Here is a 14109-nt window from a genome sequence, read left to right as displayed (position 1 = left end):
CGAGACGACAGAGACGACAGATATGGCACGCGGCAAGCTTCGGATCTACCTCGGCGCTGCACCGGGCGTCGGCAAGACGTACGCGATGCTCTCCGAGGCGCACCGGCGGATCGAGCGGGGCACCGACTGCGTGGTCGCGTTCGTGGAGCACCACCACCGGCCACGCACCGAGGTGATGCTCCACGGACTGGAACAGCTACCGCGCCGGGAGCTGGAGTACCGGGGCGGCCTCTTCACCGAGATGGACGTCGACGCCGTCCTCGCCCGCCGCCCCCGGGTGGCGCTGGTAGACGAGCTCGCCCACACCAACGTGCCCGGCTCCCGCAACGCCAAGCGGTGGCAGGACGTGGAGGAACTGCTGGCGGCCGGGATCAACGTCATCTCGACGGTCAACATCCAGCACCTGGAGTCGCTCGGCGATGTCGTCGAGTCGATCACGGGTGTGCGGCAGAAGGAGACGGTGCCGGACGAGGTGGTGCGCCGGGCCGACCAGATAGAGCTGGTGGACATGTCGCCGCAGGCGCTGCGGCGGCGGATGGCGCACGGCAACGTCTACAAGCCGGACAAGGTGGACGCGGCCCTGTCCAACTACTTCCGGCCGGGCAACCTGACCGCACTGCGGGAGCTGGCGCTGCTGTGGGTGGCCGACCGGGTGGATGAGTATCTGCAGCAGTACCGCAGCGAGCATCAGGTGTCGAAGATATGGGGCTCGCGGGAGCGCATCGTGGTCGGGCTGACCGGGGGGCCCGAGGGCCGGACGCTGATCCGGCGGGCCGCCCGCCTGGCCGAGAAGGGCGCCGGCGGTGAGGTGCTGGCCGTCTACATCGCCCGCAGCGACGGGCTGACCTCGGCCTCGCCCAAGGAACTGGCCGTCCAGCGCACGCTGGTGGAGGACCTGGGCGGCACCTTCCACCACGTGGTCGGTGACGACATCCCGGTGGCGCTGCTGGACTTCGCGCGCGGAGTGAACGCCACCCAGATCGTGCTGGGCGTCTCCCGGCGCAAGAGCTGGCAGTACATGTTCGGCCCCGGCGTCGGCGCCACGGTCGCCCGGGACTCCGGACCCGACCTCGACGTCCACCTGATCACCCATGACGAGGCGGGCAAAGGGCGCGGGCTACCGGTCGCCCGCGGCGCGCGGCTCGGCCGGTCACGGATCGTCTGGGGCTGGCTGACCGGTGTGGCGGGACCTGTGCTCCTCACCCTGCTGCTCAAAGGGGTCGTGCCCGACCTGGGCCTGGCCAACGACATGTTGCTGTTCTTGACCCTGACGGTCGCGGCGGCGCTGGTGGGCGGCCTGCTGCCCGCCCTGGCCTCCGCCGTGGTGGGCTCGCTGCTGATCAACTGGTTCTTCACCGAGCCGTTCCACACCCTGACGATCGCCGATCCGAAGAACATCGTCGCCATCGCCGTCTTTGTGGGCGTGGCCGTGTCGGTGGCGTCGGTGGTGGACCTGGCGGCCCGCCGCACCGAACAAGCGTCCCGGCTGCGCGCCGAGTCGGAGATCCTCTCCTTCCTCGCGGGCAGTGTGCTGCGCGGCGAGACCAGCCTGGAGGCGCTGCTGGAACGGGTCCGCGAGACCTTCGGCATGGACTCGGTGGCCCTGCTGGAACGGGAGGACGACATGGCGCCCTGGATCTGCGCAGGCCGCGTCGGCGCGAGCCCCGTGATGGAGCGTCCCGAGGACGCCGATGTGGACGTGCCGGCGGGCGATCACATGGCGCTGGCGCTGTCCGGCCGGGTGCTGCCGGCCTCGGACCGGCGCATACTGGCCGCGTTCGCGGCGCAGGCCGCTGTGGTCCTGGACCGCCAGCGGTTGCAGTCCGAGGCCGAGCAGGCCAAGGAGCTGGCCGAGGGCAACCGCATCCGCACCGCCCTGCTGGCCGCTGTCAGCCACGACCTGCGCACCCCGCTCGCAGGCATCAAGGCGTCGGTGTCCAGCCTGCGTTCGGACGACGTGGAGTGGTCCGAGGAGGACCGGGCAGAACTCCTGGCCGCGATAGAGGAGGGCGCCGACCGCCTCGACCACCTCGTCGGTAACCTCCTCGACATGTCCCGCCTGCAGACCGGCACCGTTGCGCCGCTCATCCGCGAGATCGACCTCGACGAGGTCGTGCCGCTGGCCCTGGGCGGCATCCCTTACCCGGAACTGACCGTCGTCCTGGACATTCCCGAGACCCTCCCCATGGTGGCCACCGACAAGGGGCTGCTGGAGCGCGTGGTCGCCAACGTCGTGGAGAACGCCGTCAAGTACAGCCCCGACGGCGAGCCGGTCCTGGTGGCGGCCAGCGCCATCGCCGACCGGGTGGAACTCCGCGTCGTGGACCGCGGTCCCGGCGTCCCCGACGAGGCCAAGGACCGCATCTTCGCCCCCTTCCAGCGCTACGGCGACGCCCCGCGCGGTGCGGGTGTCGGCCTCGGCCTCGCGGTCGCCCGCGGCTTCGCCGAAGCCATGGGCGGCACCCTCACCGCCGAGGACACCCCCGGCGGCGGCCTCACGATGGTCCTCACCCTCCGTGCGGGAGGATCGGACACCGAGCTCCCGCAGCCCGTACCGGCAGGCACCATGCGCCCGGAAGACCCCGCACAACCCGAAAGGCAATCCTCATGACCCGGGTGCTCGTCATCGACGACGAGCCACAGATCGTGCGCGCGCTCGTGATCAACCTCAAGGCACGCAAGTACGAGGTAGACGCGGCGTTCGACGGTGCCACCGCCCTGCAGCTCGTCGCCGCCCGCCGCCCCGACGTGGTGGTCCTCGACCTGGGCCTGCCCGACATGGACGGAGTCGAGGTGATCAAGGGCCTGCGCGGCTGGACCCGTGTGCCGATCATTGTGCTGTCCGCCCGGCACACCTCCGACGAGAAGGTCGAGGCACTCGACGCGGGCGCCGACGACTATGTCACCAAGCCCTTCGGCATGGACGAGCTGCTCGCCCGGCTGCGGGCAGCCGTCCGCCGCGCCGAGCCCACCGGCGGCGGCGAGGACGACGTCGTCGTGGAGACCGCAGGATTCACCGTCGACCTGGCCGCCAAGAAGGTCAACCGCGGCGGTGTGGACGTACGGCTCACGCCGACCGAGTGGCAGCTGCTCGAGGTGCTCGTGCGCAACACCGGCCGCCTGGTCGGCCAGAAGCAGCTGCTGCAGGAGGTCTGGGGGCCGTCGTACGGAAAGGAGACGAACTACCTCCGGGTCTACATGGCCCAGCTGCGCAGGAAGCTGGAGGCGGACCCGTCGCATCCGAAGCACTTCATCACGGAGCCGGGGATGGGCTATCGCTTCGAGAGGTGAGGTGCGAGGCTGCGAGCGTCCTCACGGTGCGTCTCACTGGTGACGACCGTTTCGGCAGTGGCGTGGGAGAAGTCGGCGCCGGGGCGTTTGATGCCGACGACGGTTACGCCGTACGTGCTGCGCACCCGGGTCTCGCCGAGAGGCACTCCGCCGACCACCTTCGAGGCAAGGGTCTTGATGAGGGCGTAGTCGCTGTCGAACGTGATGAAGTCCAGCATCCGCCCGGTGACCAGATGGGCCACGCGCTCGCCCATGTCGTGCTCGGGCAACACGACGTGATGGGCGCCGATACGTTCCAGGATCTGGGGCCGACGCCGAGCTGCTGCAGCGCGGCGGGATCGGTGCAGTCCGCGGCGGCGGCCTGGGTCAGCTCGTCGCCGCCCAGGAGCCGAACGAGCAACTGCTGCGCCGTGCCTACTCTCTGCGCCACTGGGGCTGTCAGCTCAGGGCGGGGGTCGATTGCAGGAGCCGGTGCGGGATCGCCCGCCGATTCGGCTACTTGCCCTCCTGACGCGCCGGTGACGGTTTCTCAGCGGCCACCGGCATGCAGACGCTGATGAACATTGCCGGAAACCGGCAATGCGCGGCCGGGACCGGATCGTGCAGCATGGCTCGCGGGGAGCACGGCGGATGGTTTTGGTGCCGGACACCGGCAGGTGTCCGGCATCGAGGCCCGGAACGGCCGTGCACCGTCGGAGCCGACTGATGCGCGCCGCGGGCGGAGAGGGGGACCAGGAGATGCGGACGTTTCTGGCAGCGGCCACGGGGCTGCCCACGATCCTGCTGACCGCTGCCCTCGTCGTGGTCGTCTGTTTCTGGCTCCTGGCCGCCGTGGGAGTCGCCGGCGTCGGCAGCTTCGACACGGACATTGACCTTCGGGCGTGGCGCATGGGCGGGGTGCCCGTGACGGTTGCCTTCTCCCTTCTGACGGTGCTCGCCTGGTCCTTGAGCGTGGGAGCGAAGGTTCTGCTGGCCGTGTTCGCGCTCCCCGGACCTGCCGCCGGGATCCTGCACCTCGTCGTACCTGTGGGGGCGCTGCTCGTCGCCTGGGCCGCGACCTGTTTGATCGTTCGGCCGCTGCACCGCCTCTTCCCGGACGAACCGGTGCCGTCCGTGCCGAGCGAGGCTCGCACGGGAGACGCCGAGCCTGCGGATGCCGACAGCCGGAACCCCTACGGGGGCGTGTCGCGCGACCTCGCGCTCGAAACGCGGGACCGCGCCGCCTGAGCCGTGCCGCCGCCGGAGTTCACCTCCGGCCTCTCCTCCTTACGCTCGACTCCCTCATGCCTGAAGGACGTATGCCATGGTTGCCATGATCGTGGGCATCGGCGTGCTCGTCGCCGTCTGCCTGCTCCTCGGACTTGTCGTCGCCCGGTTGTTCCGCAAGGTGGAGCAGGGCAAGGCGCTGATCGTCTCCAAGATGCGCAAGGTGGATGTGACCTTCACCGGGCAGGTAGTGCTGCCGGTGCTGCACAAGGCCGAGGTGATGGACATCTCGGTGAAGACCATCGAGATCACCCGGGCCGGCAAGGAGGGCCTGATCTGCCGGGACAACATCCGCGCGGACATCCGGATCTCGTTCTTCGTGAAGGTCAACAAGACCGTCGAGGACGTCATCAAGGTCGCCCAGGCCGTCGGCACGGCGCGGGCGAGCGACCGGGACACGCTGCAGGAGCTGTTCCACGCGAAGTTCTCCGAGGCGCTGAAGACCGTCGGCAAGCAGCTGGACTTCACCGACCTGTACACCAAGCGCGAGGAACTCCGGTACAAGATCATCGAGTTGATCGGCGTCGACCTCAACGGCTACCACCTGGAGGACGCGGCGATCGACTACCTGGAGCAGACGCCGCTGACCCAGCTCGACCCGGCCAACGTCCTCGACGCCCAGGGCATCCGCAAGATCACCGAGCTGACGGCCGTGGAGCACGTGCGCACCAACGAGGCACAGCGCACCGAGGAGAAGGAGATAACCCGGCAGAACGTCGACGCCCGCGAGGCCATCCTGGAGCTCGAGCGCCGCCAGGCCGACGCCGAGATCAAGCAGCGCCGGGAGATCGACACCGTACGGGCCCGTGAGGAGGCCGAGACCGCACGGGTGATGGAGGAGGAGCGGCTGCGGGCGCAGTCCGCGTTCCTCAGGACCGAGGAACAGCTCGGCATCCAGCGCGAGAACCAGTCCCGCGAGGTCGCCGTCGCCGCCAAGAACCGCGAGCGGGTCATCGCCATCGAGAACGAGCGCATCGAGAAGGACCGCCTCCTCGAGGTCATCGCGCGGGAGCGGGAGACCCAGCTGACGCAGATCGCTGCCTCCAAGGAGGTCGAGGCGGAGAAGCGGGAGATCGCCGAGGTCATCCGCGAGCGCGTGGCTGTGGACCGTACGGTCGCCGAGCAGGAGGAGGCCATCAAGAAGCTGCGGGCCGTGGAGGAGGCCGAGCGCGGCCGGCAGGCTGTGATCATCGCTGCCGAGGCGGAGGCGCAGGAGAAGCTGGTCAAGGACATCAAGGCCGCCGAGGCCGCCGAGCAGGCCGCAGTCCACCGTGCCGCCGAGGAACTCACCCTGGCCGAGGCCCGGTTGAAGAGCGCCGACCTCGACGCACAGGCCAAGCTGCGCCTCGCCGAGGGCATCCAGGCCGAGTCCGCCGCAGAGGGCCTCGCGGCCGTGCAGGTCCGCGACAAGGACGCGGAGGTCATCGAGAAGGCCGGCCGCGCGGAGGCGGAGGCCACCGAAGCGCGTATGCGGGCCGAGGCGGAGGGAGCCCGGGCCAAGGCGCTGGCCGAGGCCGAGGGCATCAGCGGGAAGCTGAAGGCCGAGGCCGCCGGTCTCACCGAGAAGGCCGCGGCGATGGCCGCCCTGGACGACGCCTCCCGCGGTCATGAGGAGTACCGGCTGCGCCTGGAAGCGGAGAAGGACATCCGTCTCGCCGGGCTGGACGTGCAGCGGCAGGTCGCCGAGGCGCAGGCCACGGTGCTCGCCACCGGGCTGGAGAACGCCGACATCAACATCGTCGGCGGCGAGTCGGTCTTCTTCGACCGGCTGGTGTCCTCCATCGCGCTCGGCAAGGGCGTCGACGGCTTCGTCCAGCACTCCGAGACCGCCCAGGCGCTCGCGAAGCCCTGGCTGGACGGCACCTCCAGCTTCACCGACGACCTCATCGGCGTCCTCGGCTCGGTTTCGACGGCCGACGTGCAGAACCTGACCGTCTCCGCCCTGCTGATGAAGCTCATGAACAACGGCGGCGCGAAGGCCGGACAGTTCGAGCAGCTCCTGGACAAGGCGGGCGAGCTGGGTCTCGCCGACACCTCGCTGGCCGCGCTCAACGGCAGCGCCAGGGACTGACCGTCATCCCGGTCTGACCGGCACGCAGGACCTGACGGGCCCGCCAAGGCCCCCCGGCCCGTGATCCGGAGCTGCCGCACAGGGGACGGCAGCTCCGGATCACGTTTCCCCGACTTCTCTCCGACTGTCCGAGAGGGACCCCATGACCACCGGCACCGCCGTTCTGGACACAGGCGTGTATGAGGTGCTGCGCGACCGGCTGACCGCGCAGGCCGCGGAGCTCGCCCGCCGCGCCGAGGCGCTCAACGCCCGCCGGATCGAGGCGTTCGGCTCCATCCGGCTGGAGCTGACGAGCACCGAGCGGCTGCGCACGGAGCACACCTGCGTGCCTCGCGACATCGTCTCCGTCGGCGACACCCTGCTCTTCGGCCACAACGTCTTCCTCGGCCGGGGGCCGGAGACCACGGTGGGCGATGTCTTCGCGCTGTACGACCGCGCCCTGAACCGGCTGCCCGAGGACGCCGTGCCGGGCCTGCTCGACGACCCCGGCTTCGTCCGCGAGTTCGCCGCTCTCTACCGCTACTACCGCCAAGCCCACCTCCTGCAACTCCGCCGTGCCGACGGCAAGTTGCTCGCCGTCTTCCAGACGGGGGAGAAGTCCGGCGACATCCGTGTCCTGCGCTGGGCACTGGCCGACGACGGACAGGCCACCTTCCTCGACGCGCGGGGCGAGCACGGCGAGCACCACAACGTATTCCCGCCCTCCCACGACTTCGCCTGGACACACACGACCCGTGAGCACCACATCCCGGGCCGCCACCCGCATGTCTCCATCGAGGGCGAGATATTCGTCGGGACCGTCGGCGGCACCCTGACCGTCAAGATCGAGGACAACACCGAGACGGGCGAGGGGATTCACACCGAGCCGGTCGCCGAGCCGCTGCAGTCCCTCGCCGACGCCGACATCGCGTACGCGCGCGTGGGCGCCCTCATCCTGGTGGACGTCCTCCCGTACAAGGAGGACGTCCACCGCTGTCTGGTCTTCAACACGCTCACCAAAAGCGTCGTCCGCCTCGACGGCATCTGGCGGGCCTGCCGGACACTGCCCGAGGACCAGGGGATCGTCTTCCCCGGCGGCTACTGCCTCGCCACGGGGACGTACAAGACGTTCGACGGCATCGCCGCCTCCTTGGACATGGCGGCCCTGGAGTTCGAGCGCGTGGTCCGTTCCCCGAACGGCGAGGACGTGCTGTTCGCCTTCCACGCGCGAACGGAGGGCCGCAGTCTGCTGCTGCCGTACAACATGATCCGCAAAGAGGTCGCCACGCCCCTGTCCTGCCACGGCTGGGCCCTCTTCGACGACGGCACACTGTTGGCCCTGCGCGCGGACAACGACGAGCCACAGCGTGTCCACCCGCTCCAGCTGTGGAACTCCCCGTACGTCTCCGACACCCATGCCGCCGCCCAGCCCGTCGGCACCGGCCCTTCCTCAAGCTCTCAGCTTCGTTCGAGCAGCGGAGACCCCATTGCCCGCGTCGGCAACGCCGACCTCGTACGCGGCATCTCCGACTGCCTGTCCATCACGCGCGCCGTCACCGAGACGATCCCGACGAGCGAGGTCTACCAGGCACTGGCCGCCGCCTGCGTGCGGGCCACCGACTCCTACCACTGGCTGGGCGAGCCGGAACTCGGCGACCTGCACACGCCGCTCACGCAGGTCCGGGCCACCGCCGAGCAGGTGCTGGCCGAGTTCGAGACCGTCCAGGCCCTCACCCGCCGGGCCGCCGACGCCCTCACCGCGGCCGCCGCCCGCGTCGCCACGGTCGTCAGGCGCCTGCGCGGCGAGGCCCCGCGCGGCGCCGCGGCCTGGGTCACCGGCCTGACCGAACTGCGCCACGCCCAGGGCCACCTGCTCACCCTCAAGGACATGCGGTACGCGGACACCGCCCGCATCGACGAACTCGCCGCCGCCGCCGAGGCCGATCTCGCCTCCTTCGGCCGACGGGCCGTCGCCCACCTCGCCCGCGAGGACGCCTTCACCGGCCGGCACGCGGAGGTCGAGCGGCTCGTCGCCGACGCAGAGGGGATCGCCACCGTCGCCGAGGCAGCGCCCGTCGCGGCCCGCCTCGACGACCTCGCGGACGGACTGCGCACGGTGACCGAGGTCGTCGCCGGGCTGGACATCGGTGACGCCACCGTCCGTACGTCCATCCTGGAGCGGATCGCCGAGGTCATCGGCGGCGTCAACCGCGCCCGCGCCACCCTCGACGGCCGCCGCCGCGCGCTCCTCGACCGTGAGGGGCGGGCCGAGTTCGCGGCCGGGTTCGCGCTGCTGGGCCAGGCCGTCATCGGTGCGCTCGCGGCCGCCGACAGCCCCGAGGCATGCGACGAGCAACTCGCCCGCATGCTGGTGCAGGTGGAGAACCTGGAGGCGCGGTTCTCGGAGTCTGCCCAGTCCGACGATTTCCTCGGCGAGCTGGCGGACAAGCGCGACGAGATCCACGAGGCGTTCGCCGCCCGCAAACAGACCCTCGCCGACGCCGGTGCCCGCCGCGCCGAGCGCCTGGCGGACTCGGCGAGGCGCGTCCTGCAGACGGTCACCCGCCGCGCCGTCACTCTCGCCGACACGGACGCCGTCGTCACGTACTTCACCTCCGACCCGATGCCCGCCAAGGTCCGCCGCATCGCCGACGACCTGCGCGAACTCGGCGACCAGGTCAGGGCGGAGGAACTGGACGGCCTCCTCAAGTCCGCCCGCCAGGAAGCACTCCGGTTCCTGCGCGACCGCACCGACCTGTACGCCGACGACGGCCGCACCCTCCGCCTGGGCAGCCACCACTTCGCCGTCAACACCCAGCCCCTGGACCTCACCCTGGTCCCGCACGGCGACACTCTCGCCTTCGCGCTCACCGGCACCGACTACCGCTCGCCGGTAACAGACCCCGACTTCGCCGCCACCCGCCCCCACTGGGACCGCTCCCTCGCGTCGGAGTCCTCGGAGGTCTACCGCGCAGAGCACCTCGCCGCCCGGCTGCTCGACGAACACGGCCCGGCCGCGCTCGCGGCGGCCGACCTGCCCGCCCTGGTCTGGCGGGCGGCGGAGGCGGCGTACGACGAGGGCTACCAGCGCGGCGTCCACGACCACGACGCGACCGCGATCCTCGCCGCGCTTCTGCGCCTGCACGAGGGCGCCGGCCTGCTCCGCCACGAGCCCGCCGCGCGCGCCGCCGCCCAACTGGTCTGGGCGCATGGCACAACACCCGAGGAGCGCGAGAACTGGGCCCGGCGGGCGGTATCGCTGGCGCGCGCCCGGGACACGTTCGGACTCGTGCCGGCGATCGCCGACCTGCGGGCCGAACTGGCGAAGGCGATCGGCACACAAGCGGCGGCCGCCTACCTCTTCGAGGAACTGACGAGCGGTCCCGACGGCTTCGTCATCAGCGCCGGCACCCGAACCCTGCTCGACAAGTTCCGCCGTACGGTGGGCACGCCGGCCTACGACGACGACCTCGCCGCACTGGCCGACCTGCCCGCCCGCAAGCAGCTCGTCGAGGCGTGGCTGACGTCGTACGCCACCGCGACCGGCACGGAGATCACTCCGGGCGATCTGGCCGAGGCGGTGGCCGCCGAGCTCTGCCCGGAGCTGCCCCGCTACGTGTCACAAGCACCTCTGAGTGAGAGCGTCGAGGGCCTGCTCGGCACCCACCCGCGCGTCAGCGGTGGCAGGCTCACCGTCCGCATCGACGAACTTCTCGCTCGCACGGAGGAGTTCCGCAACCACGATGTTCCCGCCCACCGCGCCTACCAGCGGCGCCGTACGGCACTGGTGGCCGCCCAGCGCACCCGCCTCCGCCTGGACGAGTACCGGCCGACGGCGATGTCGGCGTTCGTGCGCAGCAAGCTGATCGACGAGGTATACCTGCCGCTGGTCGGAGACAGCCTCGCCAAGCAGCTCGGCACCACGGGCGAGTCGAAGCGCACCGACACCGGCGGTCTCCTGCTGCTCATCTCCCCGCCCGGCTACGGCAAGACCACGCTCATGGAGTACGTCGCCGACCGCCTCGGCCTCCTCCTGGTCAAGGTCAACGGCCCCGCGCTCGGCAACGCGGTGACCTCGCTCGACCCGGCCGAGGCCCCGAACGCGACCGCCCGCCAGGAGGTCGAGAAAATCAACTTCGCGGTAGAGGCGGGCAACAACACCCTCCTGTACCTGGACGACATCCAGCACACCTCCCCCGAACTGCTGCAGAGGTTCATCCCGCTGTGCGACGCCACCCGCCGCATCGAGGGCGTACGGGACGGCGAGCCACGCACGTACGACCTGCGCGGCAAGCGCTTCGCCGTCTGCATGGCAGGCAACCCCTACACCGAGTCCGGCAGCCGCTTCCGCGTGCCCGACATGCTCGCCAACCGCGCCGACGTCTGGAACCTGGGCGACGTCCTGACCGGAAAGGAGGACGCCTTCGCACTCAGCTTCATCGAGAACGCGCTCACCGCCAACCCCGTCCTCGCGCCCCTTGCCGGCCGTGACCGCACCGACCTGGACCTGCTCGTCCGCCTCGCCCAGGGCGACTCGACGGCCCGCGCCGACCGGCTCACCCATCCGTACGCACCGGCCGAGCTGGAGCGAATCCAGTCTGTACTGCGTCATCTGCTCACGACCCGCGAGACGGTTCTGGCGGTCAACGCCGCCTACATCGCGTCCGCCGGCCAGTCCGAGGCCACCCGCACCGAACCGCCCTTCCACCTCCAGGGCTCCTACCGCAACATGAACAAGATCGCCCAGCGCATCCAGCCGGTCATGAACGACACCGAGCTGGCGGCCCTGATCGACGACCACTACACGGCAGAGGCCCAGACCCTCACCACCGGTGCTGAGGCCAACCTGCTCAAGCTGGCGGAGCTGCGCGGCACGATGACGGACCGGCAGACGGCGCGCTGGGCCGAGCTGAAGGCGGCCTACGTGCGCACCCGGACCCTCGGCGGTCCCGAGAACGACCTTCCCCCAACCTCCGGCCGGGCGGACCCCCATCTCGCGGCGCCCGCCCGAGCCATCGCCGCCCTCGGTCTGCTCGCCGACCGCGTGGCCGCGGTCGAGGCCGCCATCACCCGCGCCACCGACCCCCGCACCCTGCTTGCCAACTCTCACGGCCGGCACGCCGCCGGACGCAAGGAGCCATGATGACGCCCTTCCTGATCCCGCTCGCCGCCGCCGTGCTGATCGTGGTGGTCTGCACGGCCGTACTGGTCCGTCGGGACCGGCGCCGCATGGTGGCGAGCGCCGAGAGCCTGCGGATCCAGACCACCGCCACCCGCGGTATTCGCGAGACGCGTCGCCGGACCCACGCCTACGGGAACCGGTTTCTGCGCGAGCGCGAGTGAGGGCCGGGTACACCGAGGAGAATCCGCGCGGCCCCGCGAGTGCCAAGGCTCAGGCCGCGCACCACATGACCTCTGCAGGCCGTGCCGGTTGTGCCACCACGAGCCGATGGCAGCGCCAACGACGTTACGCGCCTTGTCACACCACCGGCTGACATCGTCAGTGGGTCGAGGAGCGAGCCCGGGCGGTTCTGGATCGGCCGGGCTTGCGCGAGAAGGCGCTCCCGACGTGCGGCGCCGCACCGAGTGACAGTGCACGTTCTTCCGCCGCTGGTCTCTTCGCAAGGAGGTGTGTGTTGTGTTCCTGTGGTTCTGGCTGATCGGCTGGTCGGCATTCACCCTGCCCCTGGCCATTTCCTCGCTGCGGGGCTCTGCTTCGAAGCGGGTGAGGCGTCGTACCAGCCCGTGGGGCATCCGCGTCCGGGGGGTGGCGCTACTGGTGATCTGGTTCGGCGGGCTGGTTGTCCCGCTGCTGCGGGCGAGTGACCTGGACGCCGAGGAGGCCGGTTTTCTCGCCTCCCTCATGCAGATGGGGTTCCTGATGTTCGCCTCTGGGCTCATGGCCGGCTCGCAGCTGGGCGAATGGTTCTACCGGCGGGTGATGCGGGACCAGGCCGTCGATCAGCCCCCGGCAGCGGTGGACGGCCGTGGTGATCCGGAGGGGCCCGGCGGCCCCACGCTCTGACCAGCCGGAGCCCCATGCCCTCGAAGCGGCAGTGGCGCCTTGCTCGCGGTCGGCATGTCGCCACCTCCGACAACTGCCGGAAGCAGGCAACGACCCGGCTTGTATGGGTCCCTTGCCGCAGGCATGGTTCAGGAAGATGTCAACAACGGATCAACTTCGGGGAGACCCACATGGCGGGGCGGGACACGTCCGAGGAGTACGACGAGTATCTGAACGGGTACGCCCGCATCCTTGCGGAAGCCTCGGCAACCGGGCGCCGGCTGACCCGGAGTGAACTGGATTCGCGCCGCGCGCTGGGCGAGCAGGCCGCGGAGGCCGGCCTTGGACTGCGCGTCATGGTCGGCGCCCATATGGCCGCCACCCGGGCACACTGGCCGACCGGGGACGGCGTCTCCGTTGACGACGTGCTGGGCGCCGCAGCGCAGGTCGTTGACGCGTTCGCCGAAGGCTATGAACGGGCGCAGCGGCTCGCCGTACGCCAGGAAGAAGCCGCCCGCCGCGAGTTCATCGACGACCTGCTGTACGGCCGCAGCGACCTGGGCCGGCTGGCCCAGCGCGCGGAGCGTTACGGGCTGCGGCTGTCGTACGAGCACGCGGTCGCCGTTGCACGCGGCCCGGTCGCGTACGAGGAAGGGGACACGGTTCTCCGGGAGGTCGAGCGCGCGCTGATCGGCCGGTTCGGCGACCGCAGCATCCTGCTCACCACAAAGGACGGCCGACTGGTGTGCATCGCCCCGGGTGACCAGAGCGAGGTACTCGCCCACTTCGCCAAGCAGGCGTTCGCCGCCACCGGCGGCGGCCAGGTGGGGATCGGCCGCCCGCAACCCGGCGCGGCAGGCGTCGTCCAGTCCTACGAGGAGGCCCTGAACGCCCTCGATCTGGGCGAACGCCTGGAACTCGACGAACCCCTGCTGCACGCAGCCGACCTCCTCGTCTACCCGGTCCTCACCCGCGACCGGCAGGCCATGGACGACCTGGTGGAAAACACACTCGGCCCGCTGCGCGGAGCCCGCGGTGGCGCCCAGCCGCTCCTGGACACCCTCACCGCCTATTTCGACTCCGGGTATGTGGCCGCCGAAGCGGCCCGGCGGCTCTCGCTGAGCGTGCGTGCCTTCACCTACCGCCTGGAGCGCATCCACAAGCTCACCGGCTCGGACCCCTCCGACCCCGTCCATCGCTATGCCCTGCACACCGCGGTGATCGGCGCCCGACTGCTGGACTGGACGACGAAGCCCGGCTGAAGTCCCGGGAGCAGGCCGTGGCCTCGCCCGTACGTGCGGGTTCGTCGTCCGGACGCCGGCCGTGACCAGCAGCCACAGCGGGTCCACCGCCCACCGGTCCGTACCACCACCATCCCCGCACCCGGAACCGCTGCTGCAGGTAGAACACGACCAATCCGGCCACGGCTACCGCCGGCGCGGCGGGGTGCCCCTCGCCGACTGGCCGTGGCCCCCCGATCGGGATACCTTGCCGCCCG

Annotated in this window: 9 protein-coding genes; 8 read left to right on the top strand and 1 reads right to left on the bottom strand. The window is 70.7% G+C overall.

The window, feature by feature from the left end:
- Positions 1 to 22 precede the first annotated feature (22 nt).
- Together EF387_RS31265 and EF387_RS31260 are read left to right on the top strand one after the other, a co-directional pair.
- Positions 23 to 2611 carry a sensor histidine kinase gene (locus EF387_RS31265; RefSeq protein ID WP_128380000.1) on the top strand — a complete coding sequence of 863 codons (2589 nt, stop codon included), beginning with the start codon at positions 23 to 25 and terminating at the stop codon, positions 2609 to 2611.
- On the top strand, positions 2608 to 3291 hold the full coding sequence (locus EF387_RS31260) for a response regulator (protein WP_128379999.1): 684 nt from the start codon (positions 2608 to 2610) through the stop codon (positions 3289 to 3291). The genes EF387_RS31265 and EF387_RS31260 overlap by 4 nt, the downstream gene beginning before the upstream one ends.
- Here the strand turns inward: EF387_RS31260 and EF387_RS31255 are convergent.
- Entirely contained in the window at positions 3273 to 3560 is a 288-nt protein-coding gene (locus tag EF387_RS31255; RefSeq protein ID WP_238431807.1) for a potassium channel family protein, read from the bottom strand. The genes EF387_RS31260 and EF387_RS31255 overlap by 19 nt on opposite strands.
- Positions 3561 to 3996: 436 nt before the next feature.
- On the opposite strand from EF387_RS31255, the gene EF387_RS31250 reads away from it, so the two are divergent.
- From EF387_RS31250 to EF387_RS31225, 6 genes are all read left to right on the top strand, one after another.
- The gene (locus tag EF387_RS31250; RefSeq protein ID WP_202918421.1) at positions 3997 to 4518 is read left to right on the top strand and encodes a hypothetical protein; all 522 of its coding nucleotides are present in this window, start codon (positions 3997 to 3999) and stop codon (positions 4516 to 4518) included.
- Positions 4519 to 4594: 76 nt separating this feature from the next.
- Complete coding sequence (locus EF387_RS31245; RefSeq protein ID WP_162467241.1) at positions 4595 to 6628, top strand: SPFH domain-containing protein; 2034 nt, start codon at positions 4595 to 4597, stop codon at positions 6626 to 6628.
- Between the two features lie 142 nt (positions 6629 to 6770).
- Positions 6771 to 11750: a DNA repair ATPase gene (locus EF387_RS31240; protein ID WP_128379998.1), complete on the top strand. Its 4980-nt coding sequence runs from the start codon at positions 6771 to 6773 to the stop codon at positions 11748 to 11750.
- Positions 11747 to 11950, top strand: coding sequence for a hypothetical protein (locus EF387_RS31235; protein WP_128379997.1), 204 nt, complete (start codon positions 11747 to 11749; stop codon positions 11948 to 11950). Before EF387_RS31240 ends, EF387_RS31235 begins: the two co-directional genes overlap by 4 nt.
- Before the next feature lie 295 nt (positions 11951 to 12245).
- Complete coding sequence (locus EF387_RS31230) at positions 12246 to 12632, top strand: hypothetical protein (RefSeq protein ID WP_128379996.1); 387 nt, start codon at positions 12246 to 12248, stop codon at positions 12630 to 12632.
- Between the two features lie 170 nt (positions 12633 to 12802).
- Positions 12803 to 13873, top strand: coding sequence for a PucR family transcriptional regulator (locus EF387_RS31225; RefSeq protein WP_128379995.1), 1071 nt, complete (start codon positions 12803 to 12805; stop codon positions 13871 to 13873).
- The last annotated feature ends 236 nt before the right edge of the window (positions 13874 to 14109 follow it).

The organism is Streptomyces cavernae (genome assembly GCF_004023625.1).
Classification (GTDB): domain Bacteria; phylum Actinomycetota; class Actinomycetes; order Streptomycetales; family Streptomycetaceae; genus Streptomyces; species Streptomyces cavernae.
This window is presented reverse-complemented; position numbering and strand designations above follow the sequence as displayed.